This is a genomic window from Mucilaginibacter sp. P4_E8 (assembly GCF_056401495.1).
In genome coordinates this window covers 1-21,328 of the sequence record NZ_JBFUJG010000090.1, presented here as the reverse complement: position 1 = coordinate 21,328, position 21,328 = coordinate 1, and the positions used below count along the sequence as shown (strand labels likewise).

Genomic DNA, 21,328 nt, shown 5'->3' with positions numbered 1-21,328 from the left:
GGTAGTAGAGCCAATCATTCAACTGGTGCTTTTCCTTATAAGTTAAAAGCGCGTTAACCAATGTTTGATATTTCCCTGCATTTAACCTGGCATAAGATGCATTGACAGCTGCAGCCGAAAGCTCTAACGGTGTGTTTATAATGACGGATGTATCGGCCTCTGCATTAAATGTTCCTTCATAAAATTCAAAGCAAAACCGTTTCGTGCTGTCCTGTCCGTATAAATTAGTTACGGTCAGCATCAGCACAATAACAAAATATAATTTAACAGGCCTGCACATGGATAAATAATCGGTATAATAAATATACGAATAAATACCTGCTGTTACTATAAATGATTTATTTACCTCTCAAGTTAATTTGCCGTAAAAACAGGCTCCTTTTTCAAATTGCCTTGAAGGGGCCTCATGATTGGCATCACTATGTCTGGATCCGAACCCACAATCTCCAGCAATCCCTACTCCGTCAGAAACGATGTCTTCCAAAGTTGTACCGATAACTACGCCTGCTGCTGCTCCTTTAAGATAGGGTATGTCAATGTATATCGGAATGATTTGACAGTGATTCCGGAATCAGATGGTCAATGGCTCCACATCGTCTGCAATGCTGTCCTATTATAAGCGCTCAGTAGGCGCCTTTCCGAACTTTTTTTTAAATGAATGCGAGAAATGAGAAAGGCTTTCAAATCCCAGGTCGAGGTAGATTTCAGATGGCTTCCTGTTCTTTTTTTCTATGAGATGGCGGGCCTCCGTGAGCCGTTTTACCTGTAGCCACTGCCGGGGCGACATCTCAAATGTTTTTTGAAAGTCGCGCTTGAATCCCGCAAGGCTTCTCCCGGTGAGTTGCGCAAATTTTTCAACAGGAACGTTAAAATGAAAATTACTGAGCATGAATTTTTCTAAGTCCATTTTATAAGGCTCGGAAAAATCAAACAGGAAATCCTTGAGCCCGGGCATAGCATGCAGCAGTAATTGCACCGCTTCTTTTACCTTTAACATGCCCAGGTCCTTCGTTACCTTTTCTTCCGGATTATGGACATAGGGTATCACGGATTGGAAAAAGCCACGTAGAAAGTCGTTTCCGGGAATAAGAATGTTGGGTAACCCTGTGTATTTTTGCCCAGTTTCTATTTGTTCCTCCAGGGCCAACTTTCTGAGCAGGTCGTCTTTCAGGCAAATGATAATGGTTTGGTAATCCTCCCCGTCCAGCGGGGTCTTAGTAATTTCTCCCAGTTGATTTTTCCGTATCAGCAACATCTCGCCCCCTTTCATCGAAATCCTTTGACTGGCAGTCTCCAAAGTAAAATGACCCGAAACCTGTAATACTAATGTACTGTGCTCAAAAAACCCTACCTTCTCTTTTCTCATGGCCGAGAAAAAAGAGTAAAAGATTACTCCCGGGATTATTTCAGTTGGATTAATCATTAGGTAAAGATATAAAATAGGCCGGGCCTTGCAGCCCCACCCATTTATCGTTGCAGGTATGTACCGCCAAGTATTGAACCCGGCGAAAATTGCGTGTTAAGGGTATTTATGTCTTCCGGAGTGAATTCGATATTCATGGCTTGTATGTTTTCCGGCAACCTCAATCTGCGGCTCATGCTAACCAATGGCATGATATGATCGCCCTGAGCATTTACCCAGGCAATCGCCAGTTGTGCCGGGGTGTATCCTTTTTCCTTTGCCATTGCTTTCAATACTTCTACTTTTTCCAGATTCTTAATCAGATTCTCTCCCTGAAAACGCGAAAAGTGATTATGATAGTCATTGTCACCAAGGGGGGCTTTCATTTCACCGGTAAGCAGCCCTTCGGCTGTATTGGCAAAAGCTACAACTCCTACACCCAACTCTTTAGCCGCAGGCAGAAGGTCGCTTTCTATCTGGCGGTCGGCCAATGAATAACCTATTTCCAATGCCGTCACAGGGTGTATGCTATTGGCTTTGCGCAGTTGATCTGCCGTTATTTCCGAAACGCCGAGGTAACGCACCTTTCCTTCTTTGATCAGATCAGCGACAGCTCCTATCACATCTTCCACCGGAATGCTGTTATCAAGTCTGCATGGCTGATAAAGATCTATAGTATCTATACCCAAACGTACCAAAGAATAGTTGATGAAATTCTTGATGGCTATTGGGCGAAGGTCCAAACCCAACCATTGACCGTTATAAAAGATAGCGCCAAATTTAACACTGATGAAGGCGTCATCCCTTCTGCCCTTGATGGCTTTGCCTACCAGCAGTTCGTTGTGGCCAGCGCCATAAAAGTCTCCTGTATTCAGGAAATTGATTCCGTTGTCTAAAGCTGACTGAATGGTAGCTATACTTTCACCCTCGTCATTCACCGGGCCTCCCCAAACAGACGACATACGCATGCAGCCTAATCCGAGTTTAGACACGAGTGGACCATTTTTGCCGAGGTTTATTTTTGTTATATTTTTCATAGCTGATCTTTTACTTATTAATGATACAAAGATCAGCTTTATATCCAATGGCCGATTTCTTTTACGGCTCAATTTACTTGTCTGTATGGCTCACCTTTCTGTCCTCTCTTAATCGCGATGGCCGGAAACAATGCCGTAAAAATCTCCCGCAGGGTTTTCACCTGCCCTACCTTTATAAAGAAATGCAGTTCTGGCGGTAAGCCTTAACAAATTGATAATATTAGCTAAACCGGAAATGCATAAGGGGTGCCCAACATCGCCCCCGAACTGCTTCCCATCACGGTGAAAACACCATTACTGGCTAAAAGAATTATCTTTAGCGTTTACGTTCCCTTTTGCCTGGTTAATTACAGCTTACGGTCGGTTTCGGCAATAGGGGTGTCATTAAAGCTTGCAAAATGCATTTTTATATAACCATTGTCGTCAAACTGAAAAACCTGAACGCCATAGCTTCTGTATGATTGGCCCCTGGTATCATGCCATTCATATTCAGATCTTACGGCCATACGGCCCTTAAGCGCTCCCCAAAGATCCAGTTTTATCTTAAATCCTACATTTTGCTGCCATTTGCGAATCAGGAGGTGTCTGATCTCTTCACGACCATTCAAAAATTCTGTTCCGAACCGGACTTCAGCATCTTCTGAGTAATTTGCAATTACTTTTTCAGGGTTTTGTGAATTCCAGTCATTTTCTAAAAGCTGAAGTTTTTCTGCAGCTGTCTCCATATCCCATGGGGGTAGCGGGAATCTTTTTTCTGTTTTCATAGCACAAAGTTCATTATCTGCTGATCTTGATAACATGGACAAATCAGACTTTGACATGGACAATTGCTTTGCTAAGCCCAATTATGCATTTGCCCGGTCAAATCCAACTGTATCCCTGAAAAATTGAGGAGATATAGCTACATGACTTTTAAAAAAACGACTGAAATAAAATTCATCATTAAAACCCAACTCATAAGCGATCAACTTGATGGGCTTGGAAGTGAGGTATAATTGCCGTTTAGCTTCAATAATAATTCTGTCTGCTATCAGGTTTGAAAGTGTCTTGTTAAAATGTACTTTACTTACCCGGTTTAAAGCGGCTGTTGAAATATTTAGCAATCCGGCGTAATCACCGGGACTATGAAGGGACTTAAAATGCTTTTCGATAGCCTCTTTTAAGCTATTTAACATATCCGGCTTTTTCCCCGTTGGGGGCTCTTCCTGGTTTCGCCATCCAATTTTAATCCTGGAGGCATTGATGAGCAATATTTTCAGGTACGATAACAATAACTCAAGTTGGGAGATGCCTGGCCGTTGCATTTCGGATCTAAGGGCTACCATTGTCGTTAACAACAACTGCGTTTCATCAGGAGTTAAATCGATGATAGGTGATTCATAAATATTATTAAACAGTACGCCATTGCAGGAAACTTCGTTCCGGTGTTTATGCAGACAGAAAAATTCAGGATGAAAATTTATCATAAGCCCTTTAAATTTGCCTTCGGATCTGATCTTAAACGGTTGATAAAGAGAAAAGCAAATGAGACTATTTTTATTAAAAGTGTACTCTGAAATATCCGCAACAATGCTGCCGGTACCGGCTAACACTAAAATCACTGAAAAGTAATTGTATTTATTAAGATCACTAAAGTATTCATCACTTTCAAATGAGTGAACTTTAATCGCTAAGGATTTACTTTGAGGGTTAATAAGTTCAAATACATTATCGTTCATGATAAATTTATTAAAATTAGAAGCAAGCAAAGTTAGGGAAACCTGAAGCAATACAAGCCCGGTGAGAACACCAACCACAGGCCGAATTTACTGCCTGCTCGCATAATTTAATAGTTTTTATTAGTGTGAAAATCTTTAAGAATATTTTTATCAAAAACGGCTTCAGAAAATAATCTGAAACCGTTTTTGATTTAGAGAAACTTTCTCCATCGTACAGACTCGCATAATGGCACAAAGTCAATACCTAAGACCGTTATAAAAAGGCCCAAAAAACAACCCTGCATAGGCCGTTTTTTTAAATATAAATATTAGCGGCCTAAATACCCTTCACCTCGCCACCATCCATTCTGATAGCTGTACCGGTCATCCACTTTGCGGCAGGCGATACTAAAAATGCCATTAATTCTGCAATTTCTTCAGGCTCTCCATAACGTTCGATATGTGATTCTATCAGAAATTTAGATTTCGCTTCCTCCATCGTCATATGATTGGCTGCCGACCATTTCGTCAAAAACCCAATACGGCGATTGCTCATTACCGGGCCGGGTAATACGCTGTTCACCTGCACGCCATCGATGATACCCTGTTCAGCAAATGCTTTTGCAAGCGCAACAATCGCTGCGTTGATAGTAGCTACTGCCGCAAACCCGGGTTTAGGGTCTTCGGCAGAATTGCCTGATGTCAGGATCACCGATCCTTTCGAGGCTTTTAAGTAAGGCCAGGCCTTAATCGTCAGCCGGCGCGCGCCATGGAGCTTCATTTCGGCGCCATCGTTCCATTGTTCATCCGTCATTTCAAACAGGTGAATTTGTGGCACAGCCCCGGCTATGTTGACCAGCGCATCAATCCGGCCAAATTTTTCGATGGTTTCGTTGATCACCTTATCCACCGCTACTACCTGTCTTAGATCTGCCGCAATGATCAGCGGCTCTGCCCCGGCGGCTTTAACATTTGCAGCAGTTCCTTCCAGTTCTTCTTCCCTCCTGGCCACCAGTACCAGCCCCGAAAAGTCTTTTGCCAGCCTGATGGCGGTCGCCCGGCCAATCCCGGCGCTTGCGCCGGTTACTATCGCAATTTTTGTTTCCATAACAGATTTTTTACTTATCAATTATTAACCGTTTGTGCTGTTTACTTTGGCAGCTTCTCTAAAAAGTGAAGTATTTCTGCCCCAATCTCATTTACATGGGTTTCCAGGGCAAAATGGCCGGTGTCAAAAAATTTCACCGTAGCGCCCGGAATATCCCGTTTAAATGCTTCAGCGCCCGGTGGAAGAAAGAATGGGTCTTTATCGCCCCAGGCAGCAAGCAATGCAGGCTGCTTGTCGCGAAAATATTGCTGGAACACCGGATATAATGCCACATTGCTGGCATAATCTTTAAAAAGATCAAGCTGTATTTCTACGTTGCCCGGCTGATCAAGAAAATGTTGATCAAGAGTATAGGATTCAGGAGCTATCAAAGTTTCATCAGCTACCCCGGTAAAATATTGCCATTTTGTACTGCCTTCCTCCACCATCATTTTTAAAGCGTTGCGGTTCTCCTCTGTTGGTTCGGCCCAATACTTCTGAATTGGGCTCCAGTTCTCGCTTAAGCCTTCCAGATAAGCGTTGCCGTTTTGTGTGATAATACCGGTTATTTTTTCGGGGTTGGCAACAGCAATACGATAACCTACCGGCGCGCCGTAATCAAATACGTAGATCGCAAATCTTTTTAGCCCCAGCTGATCGATAAACCCCTGGATATGTTCGGTCAGGTTATCAAAGGTATACGCAAAATCCTGGTGACCCGGTTTATCGGAATAACCAAAACCGGGCAAGTCAGGTGCGATGACATGGTATTGCTCACTTAATATCGGGATCAGGTTTCTGAACATATGCGACGAAGTTGGATAACCATGCAGCAATAATACCAGTGGCGCGTCTTTCGGCCCTGATTCGCGGTAAAAGATATTCAAGTCATTTACCTTAGCATTGCGATAATTTACTTTTGTAGTTTTCATGATTGTTATATTTAGTTTAGTATATAATTCGTGACAAAACAGACCACTCTGTTTTTATTTATTTAAATTTTTTTATCCTAAAAAGGATTTGATGTTTTTAGCAATATCGGTATGGTGTTCTTCTAATGCCAGGTGGCTGGTATCATAAACATGGAGTTCCGCTGAAGGAACATCCCTTTTAATCGCTTCGGCTGCAGACACCGGGAAAAAAACATCATTTTTACCCCAAACCAACAATAAACGCGGCTGTGTTTCTTTGAGCCACTTTTGCCAATTTGGATATTCAGCGATATTAGATGCATAATTGTACAGCAAGTCTAATTGTATGTCTTCCTGACCGGGGCGGTTCAGGTAATGCAGCGCACTGATATAGTGGTCTGGATTAATTTTGCCGGGATCCTTTGTACCGTTCAAAAAGAAAAGTTTGATACCGTCTAATGTCAGCAGAGGTTTTACCAGTTTCGTGGTTTCCTTGTTCCGGTTTTCAAGGAAAGGGGCTGCCTCCTGCATCGCCGGACCCAATCCCTCTTCATAAGCATTGGAGTTTTGCAGAATGTAATTATTAAAAATGCCTGTCCTGCGGGTTGCGATGCGAAAAGTAATTGGGCCGCCATATCCAAGTGCATACACGTTTGGCTGTTTCAGCTCCATCTTTTCTATGAATTGCTCTATCGTCAGAGCGATGTTCTGAAAGGTGTATTCATAGTCTGTTTTGTCGGGGATGTCGCTGTTGCCAAATCCCGGAAAATCGGGCGCTATCAAATAATAATCATCTTTCAGGTCATTCATCAGTTCCTGAAATGCGCCCGAAGCATTTGGCACACCATTAAGTAAGATGATCTGTTGTTTGGCTTTATCCCCAGCCTCTCTGTAAAAGATGTTAATGCCATCCACATTAACCTTTCCATAACTAATTGCTTGTGTTTTCATTTTATGGTTTTTAATTTCTCTTATCTATAGGTTGATTTCTTTGATAGTTCAAAGGTATAAAATTAATTTGAAAACAGACAAGTCTGTTTTCAAATTATTCTAACTTTTCTCTTCTTTTTTATATTTAAACATGTTTTAATAAATATGGCGGCTGTTTATAATAATTTATGGACTACTTCACGGGCAGAAATTACCGGCCAGGTGTCATTGTGCACTTTATTGCCAATCAGCGCTCCTTCAAACAACACGTAAATTTCATCTGCCAGTTCCTCTTTTTGAATTGGTCTTAGGATCTCGGCAAAAAGCCGGCGTACGCCATCCTTTTGCTTTTTTATTTGACGCCTTACTACTTCAGCATCTTTTGGTACTTCAGAGATGATATTTAAAAAATTACACCCATAATAATCTTTTCGTTGTACCAGTTCAATGAGGTAATCAAAAACGCCCAGCACTTTATCTTTGGCCTTAGTATGTTTGTCGGCTGCGGCTTTTAACGCTTCGTCGGTGGCCGCACCAGCCGTTTCTAAATAAGTCATTAATATCTCTTCCTTTGTCCGGAAAGCAGTATACAGGGAAGATTTTACAACACCCGATTCTTCAATGATCTGGTTAATACCGGTATTGCCATATCCCTGTTCGTAAAATAAACGTGACGCCGTATCAATAATGGTTTGTCGTATCGAATTCTTTCTCTCATTGCGCATGATCAAAGATAAAATAAGTTTATCAAACAGACAAGTCTGTTTTTATAATTATTATTCTTAATTCTTTTATAAAGTTGAAAGAAATAGCCAATGATGCAGGAAAAGGTGCTCGAAGTTTTATCAGGCTTTTACTAAGTGTACAAAAAAAGGCTTCAGAAAAAATCCTAAAACCTTTATTTTCAAGTCGGGATGGCGGGATTCGAACCCACGACCTCCAGCACCCCATGCTTTCTTGTCAGCCTTTTTGATTAAGCAAAAACCGCCATATTTCGCTCTAAATGCACTTTTAGCCTTTTCGCCCTATTGTATTTTTAGTTAAATTTAGTTATTTTAGACCCAAATGTTAGACCTATGTTAGACCTGATTTTACTAAAAAAATGGCCTAATTTTTGTCTCAAATGTAGTTTTTAGTGGTTGAAAATAAACAATGTTAGACCTATTATGGCGATTAACATCAAAATAATTCTACGAATTAATAAAATCCTGCCAAATGGCGAACACCCAATTGTGTTTCGAATAACGGAGGAAAGGCGTAATTATGAGCTTTCTACGAAAAGGTCTTCTTCGGTAAAGGACTGGGATGGGCGTGCGCAGGCTGTGCATGCAAGCCATCCCAACCACAAGCCTATCAATGCTTTATTAAACAATATTAAAGTTAAAACAACACTTTATTTCGCAAGCCTTCACGACGACCAGCAACCCCGTGTTATTGCTATAAAAGAAATAGTTGCGCGGTTGACCGGAGCCATACAGAAAGCGCCAACAAAAAAGCTACTGGAATTTTTCGATGACGAAATTGAAAGGTTGAAAGGCATGGATAGGTTAGGGTATGCTTCTGTGCATGTAATGACCAAAAGCCGCTTAAGTAAATACATGAACCATATCGACATGGCTTTTGAAGATATTGATTTGAATTTCATCAGAAGATTTGAGGATTGGATGATAAAGAAAGATATCGCTGTGACAACAAGAAGTATTGACCTTCGGACGTTCCGCACGGTATGGAGAAACGCAATGAAAGAAAAGCACTGTAAAGAAAGTCACTATCCATTCAAGGATTTTGCGTTTTCCAAATACAACAATCCAAAGACGAAGAAACGGGCGATCACCCAGGAGCAATTTCAAAAGATTGCCAATCTTAAACTGGATGATGACAAACTAATCAACTCTCGGAATTATTTCCTGTTTAGCTATTACTGTAGAGGGTTGAATTTTACTGATTTGGCTAATCTGAAATGGACAAATATAATTGATGTTAATCTTAATTATATAAGGGCCAAAACAAAAGAAGAATTTGACTTCAAATTACACACCGAGGCATTAAAGATATTGGCCTACTATAAAATATTGGAAGGAAACAGCGACGACGGTTACATTTTCCCGATACTTTATAAACGGCATGCCTCTGTTCGCTCCAAGCGGGACCGCCGGATGAAAATTCTCAAGCGGGTGAACCAGGATTTAAAAACAATTTCCAAAAAAGCCGAAATCCAGAAGAACATAACAACCTATGTTGCCCGGCATACCTATGCTACAACACTTAAAGCGAAAGGACTGACAATCGAAGAAATAGGGAAAACCTTAGGACACGACAGTACAAAAACCACCGAAATTTATCTGGACGAGATAGGTGATCCTCTATTCGATGATCGCATTAATGAAAGTATTTGATTTTAAGGCCTTGCAAAACTTTTATTGAAATGATTCTACAACATCACCTCTCATCTGATTATCTATCTTTAGCAGCCTTATCGAACATTCATTTATACATAAATAAAAAAGACCACTTTTTAGAGCACATTGGGGAAGTCCTTTATGGTTAAGAGATGATTACATAAGTAAAATCGAGGCTCTGAGAATCGTTTATACTCTGCTCTTCCAAACAATTCGTGTCTTTCCTTAAACAATAAGATAAAAGTTACTTGTAAACATGCAAAAGATGGCTTTTAGGACAGTTTTCTGTCTAAAACAATTTGTGTCTTTTAGTAATATTCCGGAATTGTTAATAAAACACATCGTTCCTTTGGCTACGTATAGAGATAAAGGCATTACCCGCACTCTTCAAACAAATCGCCACCATCTAATAAAACAAAAGATTATACAACGTTAGTCTTTAACGTTAAGGATGTGTAATTCCCTCAACGTGAATCTTTATAAGACTTGTGTGAGGCATATTTAATGTTTTACCTGGAGTTACCTGCAAATAATACTTAAGATAGCTATTCATAACAGCTTGTGATCCATAAATATACTGTTCCCTGAATGATTCACCCGAAAAAGCAATTAAGGGTTCTCCATAATGCAATTGCCCCTTCTCATCAACATATACAGAAAATGAATAATAAAAATTTGTATGTGCTTTATTGATAATAATATTAAATGTTGGATTAAAATAATCATCTGAAGTGTCGAAATTATTAAAAAGATCTCCTTCCGCYTTCCATTTTTCTACTTTCACTGATGGACTTTTACTTATCAACGCAACCGGTTGTCTTGCTGCAAAAGCCTTTTTTATGTCGGTATTAGCTTTGATAACTAATGATCTGATAAATAAACTGTCTTTTCGACTGACACGCTTCAGTATAGCTGTATCACTTCGGAGTACATTTTTTACATAATTATCAGCGTAAAAGGTCATGTAAGTCCCAGCGCCTGTAATGTCGACACTATCCCCCTCGGCTTTAAGCATTTCCAGCACGAGGCTGTCTTTATTCATCTTTCTTACTTTTAGCCAAGTTCTGGCTGTATTAAAAACAGAATCATACCCACGTGTGAGCGGAAAATTGCAAAAGCGTTTGTTACCGGGGCTATATATACTTACCGAATCATCTGAAACGAAATTTACTCTCCACTGAGGTTCTAACTGGTAACCATACTCACTAAATGATAGGCCATCTTTTTGACGACGATATATCTCTGTGTAACTAATTCCTTTTATTGATTTAAAGGTTACCCGATCCTTTTCGCCATTATGCTTAACAATATGAGGATTATTATTGTTGCAGCCGATAATTACAGTGGCATTGATTAATAATAGCGTTAACACCAAGGTCATTGTGTTTTGCTTCATGAACAGCGTTTTAAATAAGATATATTTTGGGGGGTCTATTGAGAAGCCGGTCCAGTAATGGATGGTTTTAAGAAACTGCAAGTATATGGTAGTTTTGATCTTTAGGACTTTAAAATATTATATCCTTTAAAAAAATCTTGTACGCATGATTACCTTCATTTTGCTAATTTATTCATTTCGCAAACTGTTCACCGGATTGGCCATACCAGCCCTGATGGTTCGGAAACTTAAGGTGAATAATCCCGTTAGCAGCATCCCTGCGCCGCTGATAACGAACACCCACCAGCTAATAGCTACGTGATCGGCAAAGCTTTCCATCCATTTATTTACAGCATACCATGCAATGGGCGTTACAATGATAAAAGCCAGTAAAATAAGCGATATCAGTTCGGTTGATAGCAGGGTTACTATTTGAGCAACGCTTGCGCCAAATACTTTGCGGATGCCAATTTCCTTTGTTCGTTGATTAGTGGTGTAAATGGCAAGTCCTAACAGTCCGAGGCAGCTAATCAATATTGAGAAAGCTGTTGCCCAGGCGAGCAGGGTTGATGTGTGTTGTTCCTGGTCGTAAAATCTGGCTATCGTGTCCTCATAAAAAAAGCAATTCAAATCAAAATCATCGTCGGGATAAGCCTTCTTCCAGGCCTTTCCAATATTTGTAATTGCGGTTTTCCATTCGTTGCCGCCTGGGGTTTCAGGTTTCAGGCTAACATGTAACGTCGTCATTGGCCGATGGGTTGGATCGCCAGATGTTATGATTGATGGGTAAATGGCGGAATGCAGGGATCGCTGATTAAAATCGGCAACTACGCCAATAATACTCATATTTCTGCCTATGCCAAACCAATTCAACTGTTTCCCGATAGCATTATGCGGGTTATTAAATCCTAATAATTTAGCATAAGTATTGTTGATAAGGATGGCTTTTCCGGTATCGGCTTCGGTTATGTTTCTGCCGGCAAGCAGTTTTAGCTCGTATATTTTGATATAGTTTTCATCACCAGACTTAACTATTATTTCTTCTGTTGTAATTTGCTTTTTTCCATCGTCGTAAGAAATGCGTGTCCTGTTAAACATATCAGCGGAAGGTGGGTCACTGCCCAAACCCACAAGGGCAACCTGGGGCATCGATCTGAATTCGTTCAGCAGTACCTGGTTGCTGCTGGCCTTACTGGTATTCCAGGGGGTATTAATAATCAGGATAGCATCCTTTTTAAATCCGAGATTTTTATGTAAGGCGTAATAAATTTGCTGACTTACCAAAATGGTAGCCATTATAAAAAATTGAGCTACAACAAACTGCGAAACCGTAAGCGACTTGCGGAGCCACGCGTTTCGTGTTTTATTGCTATTATCCTGAAACTGGTTTTTCAGCACCGATGCCGGCTTATAGCTCGATAACACCATTGCGGGATAAAAACCCGACAACATACTGATCACAATAGTTAAAATCAGCAGGAAAAGCATGACATCCGGTTGCAGTATATTGGCATGAATATCAGGGGATATTACGTCGGCAAACATTTTTAAAATAATTGGCGCAAGCAACATCGATATGCACACCGCAAAGCCTGTTATAATAAATGTTTCGCCTAAAAACTGAACCATTAATTGCATCCGGCTGCTGCCCAAAGTTTTGAGTATCCCAATTTCTTTTGCCCTTTGGGCGGCCTGGGCGGTGGTTAAATTCACATAATTGATGCATGCCAGCAATAACAAAAAGGTAGCGCTGGCCAATAATCCATAAAGCGTTGTTTTGCTGGCCGGCGACGAAAAATAAAAAATATTATAGTCGGGATTGAAGTGAATATCATCCAATGGCTGCAAGGCCAGATTCACGATGGGGGCAGGCGCTTTTGTGTTGGCTGGCGGCGTACGATGTTTCCTGAAAATGGTCTCAATCTGTTTTACAATTCCGGCTGCCGGGGTTCCCTGCGCCAGCTTTACAATAACCTCCGATTCGGAATTGATCCTACCCCAATTGTCTATATTCAGATCAGCGGCTAAACCTTTATTAGTCGTGGCGGTACTAAAGGAAATAAAGTCGTGAAAGGTAAAGTCGCTATTTTCGGTAAACGTTTCAACTACGCCACTAACGGTTGTTTTAAGAGTATCATAAGTAACTACTTTACCAATCATTTCATGATATGATAATGAGGGGAAGTAAAGCCTGGCTTGTTGGGATGTTAATACTACCTGATTGGGTGCGTCAAGGGCGTGTTGCGATGAGCCAGCCAGCCATTTATAATTAAAAATTTTTAAATATTGCTGATCGGCAAGTGTTATCCTGTCCAGGTCTTTAAATCGCTTTGGTGAATTTTTATCTTTGTTGATATAGACAAAATGAGGCGACAGCGTCCATAGCGGCGTAATTTCTTCTATTCCTGTGGTCTGACTTTTAATGGCCTCAGCCAGTGGACCGGGTAAGCCACTCGAATATTGTATGTGCCCCTGAACTGACATGTTCATCACGACGCGGTAAATCCGGTCGCTGTCTTTGTGAAATTTATCAAACGTAAAATCGTAGTGTACTACAAAGTAAATAGCCAGGAAAGCGCTTATACCGACGGATAAACCAATGATATTTATCAGTGTAAATAACTTATGCTTCCAAAAACCGCGGAATGCAATTTTAAAAAAATTTTTTGTCATAAAGGTGCCGGTTAATTTTTCATGTGCCCACCCTACAGGGTTTACATGGCTCAATATTAGCGGCATAGGCTGGATAAAACCTCTCAAGTTATAAGATGGGAGAACTTTTTGCAGGTGGTTTTTATATTCTAAAGGGGTTTTGCCTGTAAACTGCTTAAAAACACGATGAAAGCTGCTTTGTGAATTAAAGCCAGACTCATACGCAAGACCAAGCAGCGTGATATGATCATAGGACGGGTCCTGCATTTTGAGCGCAACCTCTCGAACACGGTATTCATTGATAAAATCGTTGAAGCTTTTTTTGAAAACTGTATTAATAATTCGGGATACTTCATGAGTATGCAATCCAAGTTTTTCAGCAAGAGAGCTGAGGCTTAATTCCGCATCCCGGTAATGCCCTTTCTCCTTTACTTCTATTTTTAACCAGGAGCCTTTTTGCTTCAGATCTGCCGGTAATAATGGCTTTAAGGTGGTATCAGGCTTCTCAAAAGTTTCTGCTTTTAAATGAATCTTTGCAGCAATCCAAATGATCATGGATATGAAAAGAAGGTACAAAGGAAAATAATACTGTGCTCCTGATTTATCATGGTAATAAAAATAGTCAACTGCTGTAAACGGTATCCATAGTAACCATAGCATACCGAATGCGGTAAGCAAGCGATCTAACCATAGCAACTCGTTCCGATACCGGTCGCCCCCATTAAATTCCAATCGCCGGTAAAAGCTTCCTATCTGCCTGTGCGCCAGGTAAAGGTAAATGGTGACTGATACAAACGCCAGCAGTTGCAATACCGGGTTCAGTTGCTGAAAGGCCGGCGTTTCATAAGTAGCTGTACCAGTATTTATACTATCCCTAACTTCCAAAGCCTGGGCACCCAATTCCACCAGCAACGGACTAAAATGCAGCAGATCTTTAGACCGGAATTTATATTCCGGCCGGGTTATTTTAAGCACGTAAAAGAAAATAAGGGGGCCAAGAGCAAGCGAAAATTGCAGCGGCAGCCGGCTCCAATTAGTAATGTAGGTTGACAGCCCGATGTCTATACCTAATATCCGGGCTATCCACAAAACAATCGTAACCATTGCCAGGGCCAAAAGCCGGTTTGCAGGGCGGCTAATCCTTTTGGTAAACCATAAAAGCAGAATAAAAGTGAGCGCGATAAAGATCGTACCAAAGAGAGCCAGGTCGTAGGTATTAAGATGGAAAGTATATGTATCCATTTGAAATATTAAAATTCAATCGCTCCTACAAACTTATAACTTACTGATATTTAAAGCAGGTCAAATAAATATTAATATTTACAAATTTTACTGTAAATTATTAAATAATGCTCCAAAAATACGTCAAAGAAAAAAGAGGTTATTTTATATAAAAAATAACCTCTTTTGATAAACAGCCACTTTTCAGTGTCCCCGCCTTTAAGCGGCCTTTTTTTTATATTTTACACTAAATCCAATTCGTAAGGATTAGAAATAGTCCTTTTACCGAAACGTTTCAGTAGCTGGACTTCATTCGTTTCATTTATTTTTTCCTTTTCCATGATCTCCTGTACAGCAGGCTGCTTCAATCCTGGAATACGTGTTTGAAAGAACGGCCAAAGCGTTTCGTTACGGTAAACTTTATTAAGATCCGAAAACCCGATGATCCTGTTATACTCCTCCGAATGCTTTTTAAAATCTTCTGTATATTTAAATTCCCACGACCCGTGGTCACAATGTAATATCCCGATCACTATGTTGTCTACCTTTAATTCAAAAGTAGCATTTTCATCCTCAGGAAGCTGAGCTTCTATCTGCTCATTGTTCTTCGAAAAGAACCGTTTGAATGCTTTTAACATATTAAATCTCCCTTATTTTTTTAAATCTGGTGTTGATGACGTAGGTTATTAATTCAGACCGCTCTTTGATAAAGAACGGAAAAAAATCCTTTCTTAACATCAACAATATCTCTTCCTCTCTCTCTAACGACGCCAGTATATCAATTGTTTCCCTAAACGCTTGATTTTTGTTTTTCAGGAAGGCCATTAGGCCGAAATGGTCCACTTCCTTATCCCCCTCTATACTTATGCGAGGACAGGCATCATTGATATATCGTTCCAAGTGCTTGCCACCGGACGACTGCATCTTTTTCCATTTGATCAGTGTCTCATCACTCGCATTCCAAAGTAAGCCCCGCGCTGAATCATATACCGGTGCAAATCTCGGCAATTGATTTGACTTTTTCTTGGTCGCTATTATACCCCAATTGTAAAAATGGCGGTCATTATTGCCAACTAATGCATCAAAAGCCAGCATCCTGACCAGTTCACTAACGATTTTTTCATGATTGCGCGGGAAAATGGCAGTCAAGGCATCTTGTATAAATTCAAAAGTGAACAGCTCCCTGGCCGTCTTTTTTTCGTCGGCGATCTGTTTAGCCAACTCCATGTCCTCAAGGAACTCACCGCAGATCTCAGCGCCGTGGATCAGTGACTCATTTTTAGTCAGGAAATACCTGCTTAGAAATCTGATCTGGTGATTGATCTTGCATAACATGACTTCGTTCATCACTAGACCCATCGTTTCGCCAATACGATTGATCATGAATTCGATCACCGACTCATGCGGATACCATTTTTCCGCTGTCTTAGCAATGTACGGCACCCAGGTAAGAAAATTCACCTTTCTGATACCACTATCCTCACGGTAATCATAAACTCTGATAAACTGCTTAGGTGCATCTCCATCGAGAGGGAAATTTTCCACAAAGTAGTGCTTGTTCTTAACGGACTCGATCAGCTTTTCGTTGTAAAGCGTGCCTGAGCAATTCAGCGACCTTTCAATACGTAGTTTGGTGGTTAAGTCGGCGCTCATGAAATTTCTGTGGAATACCCAAATATACGATCAATTGGTTCAACAATCAAGTGACCGTTGAATTTTTAAGGGCAATCAGAATCGAGTGTTCGGACACACGTTTGCAATCAAATAAAAGTTGACCTAGTCAATTCGTCAGCGCATTTATAGTTCCAGCAAGCGCAACAATTCTCTTCTGTAAGGGAAGTGGGGTTAATGAATTGTTCGCTCTGATTGTTTAAGCTTCCTGCAACCGGCCACCTTCTTTAAGTTCAAAATTGAATGTTCGTCTTAAAACCATAGGACGCTGATTACAGCGACTTAGAAATGTATATAACACCGAATCAAAGGAGTGGCCAAAACAAGCGAATATTTTGTGATTTAAAAGCACTCAATTAATCAGCAGTTCCTAAATCCTAAGTTGAAACATCATAAATTGATTTTTTTTTCCAAATTTGCGATATACTCAGGTTCGTTGCATGTATTTCTTAACCCTCAAAGCATTCCATCCGACCGCTGGTATCAATACCGATAACCACAGTAAATACCCATTTCTGGAATCAACAGATGGATTATTCGAACCGGACGATCTTGAATTCAGTTTTTATCCGTCCTTTCCTTTCGAGAAAATTGAACTCAATGAGGGACAGCTTTTTTATGTGAGCGAATCCAATGTGCTCAAAGTTTTTAAAAACTCAGGCAGTGGAAAGAACAAGATCCTGGTTAACAATATTAGACCAATTGAAGAAACTTATACGAAAGAACTAGCATGGTTGTTTTATAACGGTTATTCGGCTGGTATGGCTCAATTTTACGAGGAGATCGGGCAGACCTTTTTATCCCTGGATCTGGAGCAGAAAAAACAGGCTCTCCGAGATTTCATTACTTACTGCCATGCCAATCTATATTTTGAAGGCTTTGCCATTCCGGAGGTAATTTATGCATTAGGCTACATACAGGCATCGCTTGTGAAAGGGTTCCAGGAATATAGCAACCTGAAAGGCTTGAAGGAAACAGAACAAGCACCGCCGGTTGTTAAGGTTTATCCCGTGGTTAAAATGCCTGAGTCGGAAGTAAAACCGGAACCGGTAGCTGAAGTTCCCGCAGAATCTGGACCGGTACCAGTACTCCCGGAGACACCAGCGACCAATTCGCCGGTCTGTATTCCTCTACGATATCCGGCCGCCGAGATATTTGACCTTTGGTGTGTCTTACTGGACGGGGGGCTTTGGCAATTGATGCAGGTGCCACAGGCTTTTAGCAATGAAGACGAGATCAAAAACTTGCTGGGAAGGCTTTTTCAATTAGATGATCAGGAACAAATTTGGGTAGTAAGCAATAGCACACATTTTTATCAAATGGCACCGGGYTATCAAAATCTGTTATGCCTGTTGATGCATGCTACTTATAAGCTGAACACAATTTATCTGAAAGTACCGCAGATGAAATACTGCGAGTTGCTTAAATCCAACTTCTCTCCCTTTGATACCTACGAATCAGTTGGTGACATTCAGCGGAACATGACCAAGAAGAAAGATACCGCTATTGGTTTTGTGCATAAAAGCAGCGGAACCTATGCTAAAAAAGCATACGAAGTCTTAAAGAAAGTACCCACTTATCTAATCAAATCCTAACGACGTTCAACTTCGTTCACTAACGTTGGGTTATTTTCATACTCTTTTGTGTTCATCAAATTTTTTAATTTATGAACGCAACATTTGTTACTACCCTATCGACACAAGAGCTCCAGGAGCTGATTGAGTCATCTGTCAGAAATGCGGTACACTTACAGCCGCCCCGCCCGGATAACGAGGACGACACCTTGCTGGATACCAAAGAAGCAGCAGTCCTGATCAAGTACGAGGTCACTTCACTTTACGGGCTGGTGAAAAGAAAAAAGATCCCTTTTTGCAAAGTAGAAGGCAAGCTGCTTTTCTCCCGTAAGAAACTATTGGCATGGATCGGCAGCGGCCAGCAGGCCGTTGCGCAATAACTACCGTTATGGCTGATCAATTCTTTCCCTTAAACCAACCGGGTAGCTACATCCGCGTGCAGACTTCGTATTACAAACGGACCCGGCAACCGATGATTACCGGCGGCTATACGGACGGCTGGTTGCTTTGGTCATCGGAAACACTCAAAAAGGATTTGAGTACGGATGCGATCAAAAAGATTCGCAAGTTCGATGCGTATTGCTGTGTACCGAGTCATACCGATTACCGGGAAACCATCGGCAACTATTTTAACAAGTATCACCCTTTGGAGTTTAAGCCCGAGCCCGGTTCCTGTGATACCATACTAGATTTTCTCAAACACATATTTGCCGAGCAGTATGAGCTGGGGCTGGATTATATAGCTCTGCTTTATACCAGGCCAGTCATCAAACTGCCGATATTGTGCCTGGTATCCAAAGAACGTAAGACAGGAAAGACAACGTTCCTTGACTTATTGAAAGTGATTTTTGGTAACAACATGACCTTTAACGGGAATCATGATTTCCGCTCGCAGTTCAATTCCGACTGGATGAATACACTGATCATCGCTGTAGAGGAAGTGCTGCTGGATAAAAAGGAGGATTCGGAAAAGATCAAGAACCTGAGCACCGCTAAAGTATCCAAGGTGGAAGCCAAAAGCAAGGATAAGCGGGAGACGGAATTCTTTGGCAAGTTCATCCTTTGTTCCAATAACGAGTACAATTTTATTGTTATTGAACCGACTGAGACGCGGTACTGGGTAAGGAAAGTGCCGGTATTTGAAAAAGAGAATATTCGGCTACTCGAACAAATGACAGCTGAGATTCCCGCTTTCCTGTTCCATTTATTGGAGCGGCCTTTATCAGTGCCAGTGGGTAATACCCGGATGTGGTTTTCCGAGCAGCAGATCCGCACGGACGCTTTACTCCGCGTGATGCGGAATAACCGAAACCGGCTGGAAACGGAGCTGCTGTTATTACTCAAAGAGATCCAGGAGCAAGACCCCGGTCAAAAAATGTGCTTCGCCAATAAAGACATTCTCGACCTGCTTAAAAAGAGCATGCCTCGTCTGACGCGGCAGGATGTATCGCAACTAATGCAGCAGGAATGGGGACTGGTGCCAGTACCAAATAGTTTAAGCTATTCGACCTATTGTTATAATAACCTCAACGAATTGGTAACAGTCGCCAAAACAGGCAGGTATTATACCATTACGGAGGAGTGGCTAAGGCAGAAGTTTGATGAGTCCGGCTAAGTGCGCATTTATCGAATTGCTTATCATGGTGTTATCGGCTCATCATCTTTTGATGAGGTACGATGAGCAATGATGAGCGCGATGAGCAAACTCATCAAAGCGGAAAACCATGATGAGGCGATGATGAGGATATAAATAATTTATTTATAAGTAATTACGGGTGTAGCTCATCATTCATCATAAAAGCAGGGGTACCCTTCCCGTATGGCTTGACACCTGCATCATTTAATTACAACTCTTTAGATTTTATAACATGATACGATATAACTGTAAAACAGCAAAAGAACTTTCTATTGTAGATTACCTGGAACAATGCGGCATTCAGCCGCAAAGCGTCAAAGGTCATAACTACTGGTATTTATCACCACTGCGGGAAGAAAAAACCGCCTCGTTTAAAGTAAATACTAAGCTCAATGCCTGGATGGATTTCGGCGAAGGAGCTGGTGGTAATTTAATTGACTTGGGAATACGCATGCATCATTGTTCCGTAGAGGAATTCCTGGAGCGTTTAAATAATGACCATCATAATTTTTCTTTTCATCAGCAAACGTCGCAAAAGGCAGAACCCCAGCAGGAAAACCAAGTGATTATTACCGGCGTGAAAGCACTTAGTCACCCGGCCCTGATCACTTACCTGGAATCGCGCGGGATTGATCCGGCAATCGCAAACCACTATTGTAAAGAGGTCAACTTTACCATCGGCAGCAAAGCTTATTTCGCTATTGGCTTTGCCAATCGTTCGGGCGGTTACGAGCTGCGGAATAACTGGTTCAAAGGCGCATCGTCTCCCAAGGATATTACCATCATTGACGGTGGGCATAAAGCCGCCATTGTGCTGGAAGGGTTTACTGATTTCCTTTCGCTTCTGCAACTGAAGGGCGTTCAATCTCAATCGGATTTTATCATCCTAAATTCCGTCGCATTGGCCGAAAGGGCGGTGCCCATTTTGAAAAGTTATCCGGAAGTTTTCCTGATGCTCGACCATGACAAAGCCGGGATTACAGCTGCGGAAAAGTTGCAGGCGGCCGGTATCAGCATCACCGATTCATCGGGTTTTTACCAAGGTTTTAACGACATCAATGAATACCTGGCTGCACAAAAACAAGCTTCTTTGCAACCGCAGATCCGGCGCAAAGCGACGGAAGAAAGGAGCCGGGGAATTGGGCGCTAAGCTAATTTTGGGAATGGGTTACGGATACCGGTTTGCGGTATCCGGCATATATCCAGATAACTGTATATATCACTGGCCCATTTTCTGGATCGTAAGGAGCGAGTTAATGTTTTTGCTACACAAAAACCCGAATCCACCCCGCTGGGGTGATTCGGAACTCGCTCCCGTTGGTCGGTTTTTAAAGCATCAAAAACGAAACGAACACATGACAGCAACTACTGAAAATAAAACAATAACAAAAGTGCGGACACCCGGTAGACCGAAAAAGACGATCAGGCGGAGTGACTTTTTAATGGTACGCTTAACCCCAACGGAAAGAATCCTGATCGAGGGTAGAGCGAAAAATGCCGGGCTGAAATCCAGTGAGTGGTTTCGAAGAGCTGCGAAAAACGCCACGGTTTTCCCGCGCTTCACTGTAGAGGAAACCGGCTGGTTCCGGATGTTGGCGGGGGTAGCAAATAACCTTAACCAGTTGACCCATCTAGCGCATGTGGCAGGCCTCTTTACGCTTGCTATGAAATGCCAGACCATACTAAAACAGGTAGAAGAATTATTAACTAAACTCAGCAGCCATGATGGGTAAGCC

19 protein-coding genes and 1 pseudogene are annotated in these 21,328 nt (G+C 41.5%); 7 read left to right on the top strand and 13 right to left on the bottom strand.

The features are described from left to right. The 3 genes and pseudogenes from AC1DRQ_RS22655 to AC1DRQ_RS22645 form a co-directional block, all read right to left on the bottom strand. Positions 1–280, bottom strand: a pseudogene (locus tag AC1DRQ_RS22655) (hypothetical protein); the annotation flags it as partial. Positions 281–613: 333 nt separating this feature from the next. After that, a complete protein-coding gene (locus AC1DRQ_RS22650) occupies positions 614–1,423 on the bottom strand; it encodes an AraC family transcriptional regulator (RefSeq protein ID WP_477427080.1) in 810 nt (269 codons plus the stop codon). A 44-nt stretch (positions 1,424–1,467) separates the two neighbouring features. Continuing rightward, entirely contained in the window at positions 1,468–2,439 is a 972-nt protein-coding gene (locus AC1DRQ_RS22645; protein WP_477427078.1) for an aldo/keto reductase, read from the bottom strand. Between the two features lie 20 nt (positions 2,440–2,459). On the opposite strand from AC1DRQ_RS22645, the gene AC1DRQ_RS22640 reads away from it, so the two are divergent. Beyond that, on the top strand, positions 2,460–2,639 hold the full coding sequence (locus AC1DRQ_RS22640) for a hypothetical protein (protein ID WP_477427076.1): 180 nt from the start codon (positions 2,460–2,462) through the stop codon (positions 2,637–2,639). A 147-nt stretch (positions 2,640–2,786) separates the two neighbouring features. Here AC1DRQ_RS22640 and AC1DRQ_RS22635 read toward each other — a convergent pair whose 3' ends face one another. From AC1DRQ_RS22635 to AC1DRQ_RS22610, 6 genes are all read right to left on the bottom strand, one after another. Next, on the bottom strand, positions 2,787–3,203 hold the full coding sequence (locus AC1DRQ_RS22635; protein ID WP_477427074.1) for a DUF1348 family protein: 417 nt from the start codon (positions 3,201–3,203) through the stop codon (positions 2,787–2,789). An 81-nt stretch (positions 3,204–3,284) separates the two neighbouring features. Next, entirely contained in the window at positions 3,285–4,157 is an 873-nt protein-coding gene (locus AC1DRQ_RS22630; RefSeq protein ID WP_477427072.1) for a helix-turn-helix domain-containing protein, read from the bottom strand. A gap of 316 nt (positions 4,158–4,473) precedes the next feature. Then, positions 4,474–5,244 carry an SDR family oxidoreductase gene (locus tag AC1DRQ_RS22625; RefSeq protein ID WP_477427070.1) on the bottom strand — a complete coding sequence of 257 codons (771 nt, stop codon included), beginning with the start codon at positions 5,242–5,244 and terminating at the stop codon, positions 4,474–4,476. A 41-nt stretch (positions 5,245–5,285) separates the two neighbouring features. After that, complete coding sequence (locus AC1DRQ_RS22620; protein ID WP_477427068.1) at positions 5,286–6,155, bottom strand: alpha/beta fold hydrolase; 870 nt, start codon at positions 6,153–6,155, stop codon at positions 5,286–5,288. Positions 6,156–6,227: 72 nt separating this feature from the next. After that, on the bottom strand, positions 6,228–7,085 hold the full coding sequence (locus tag AC1DRQ_RS22615) for an alpha/beta fold hydrolase (protein ID WP_477427066.1): 858 nt from the start codon (positions 7,083–7,085) through the stop codon (positions 6,228–6,230). A gap of 155 nt (positions 7,086–7,240) precedes the next feature. Further along, the gene (locus AC1DRQ_RS22610; protein ID WP_477427064.1) at positions 7,241–7,789 is read right to left on the bottom strand and encodes a TetR/AcrR family transcriptional regulator; all 549 of its coding nucleotides are present in this window, start codon (positions 7,787–7,789) and stop codon (positions 7,241–7,243) included. A 441-nt stretch (positions 7,790–8,230) separates the two neighbouring features. Here AC1DRQ_RS22610 and AC1DRQ_RS22605 point away from each other — a divergent pair, with 441 nt between their 5' ends. Further along, positions 8,231–9,460 (top strand): phage integrase SAM-like domain-containing protein, encoded by a 1,230-nt coding sequence (locus AC1DRQ_RS22605; RefSeq protein ID WP_477427062.1) that lies wholly within the window; start codon positions 8,231–8,233, stop codon positions 9,458–9,460. Positions 9,461–9,908: 448 nt separating this feature from the next. Here AC1DRQ_RS22605 and AC1DRQ_RS22600 read toward each other — a convergent pair whose 3' ends face one another. The 4 genes from AC1DRQ_RS22600 to AC1DRQ_RS22585 form a co-directional block, all read right to left on the bottom strand. Then, a complete protein-coding gene (locus tag AC1DRQ_RS22600; RefSeq protein ID WP_477427060.1) occupies positions 9,909–10,859 on the bottom strand; it encodes a hypothetical protein in 951 nt (316 codons plus the stop codon). Between the two features lie 168 nt (positions 10,860–11,027). Further along, positions 11,028–14,732, bottom strand: coding sequence for an ABC transporter permease (locus AC1DRQ_RS22595; protein ID WP_477427058.1), 3,705 nt, complete (start codon positions 14,730–14,732; stop codon positions 11,028–11,030). Positions 14,733–14,953: 221 nt separating this feature from the next. Beyond that, the gene (locus AC1DRQ_RS22590; RefSeq protein ID WP_477427056.1) at positions 14,954–15,349 is read right to left on the bottom strand and encodes a HipA N-terminal domain-containing protein; all 396 of its coding nucleotides are present in this window, start codon (positions 15,347–15,349) and stop codon (positions 14,954–14,956) included. A gap of 1 nt (position 15,350) precedes the next feature. Continuing rightward, a complete protein-coding gene (locus tag AC1DRQ_RS22585) occupies positions 15,351–16,364 on the bottom strand; it encodes a HipA domain-containing protein (protein ID WP_477427054.1) in 1,014 nt (337 codons plus the stop codon). 458 nt (positions 16,365–16,822) lie between these two features. Here AC1DRQ_RS22585 and AC1DRQ_RS22580 point away from each other — a divergent pair, with 458 nt between their 5' ends. The 5 genes from AC1DRQ_RS22580 (at position 16,823) to AC1DRQ_RS22560 (ending at position 21,325) form a co-directional block, all read left to right on the top strand. Continuing rightward, positions 16,823–17,977, top strand: coding sequence for a hypothetical protein (locus AC1DRQ_RS22580; RefSeq protein ID WP_477427052.1), 1,155 nt, complete (start codon positions 16,823–16,825; stop codon positions 17,975–17,977). 71 nt (positions 17,978–18,048) lie between these two features. Continuing rightward, positions 18,049–18,336: a helix-turn-helix domain-containing protein gene (locus tag AC1DRQ_RS22575; protein ID WP_477427050.1), complete on the top strand. Its 288-nt coding sequence runs from the start codon at positions 18,049–18,051 to the stop codon at positions 18,334–18,336. Positions 18,337–18,344: 8 nt separating this feature from the next. Beyond that, positions 18,345–19,571: a primase-helicase family protein gene (locus tag AC1DRQ_RS22570; RefSeq protein ID WP_477427048.1), complete on the top strand. Its 1,227-nt coding sequence runs from the start codon at positions 18,345–18,347 to the stop codon at positions 19,569–19,571. Between the two features lie 253 nt (positions 19,572–19,824). After that, positions 19,825–20,742 carry a toprim domain-containing protein gene (locus tag AC1DRQ_RS22565; protein WP_477427046.1) on the top strand — a complete coding sequence of 306 codons (918 nt, stop codon included), beginning with the start codon at positions 19,825–19,827 and terminating at the stop codon, positions 20,740–20,742. Positions 20,743–20,947: 205 nt separating this feature from the next. After that, positions 20,948–21,325, top strand: a complete 378-nt coding sequence (locus AC1DRQ_RS22560) for a MobC family plasmid mobilization relaxosome protein (protein ID WP_477427044.1) — start codon at positions 20,948–20,950, stop codon at positions 21,323–21,325. Positions 21,326–21,328: the final 3 nt, after the last annotated feature.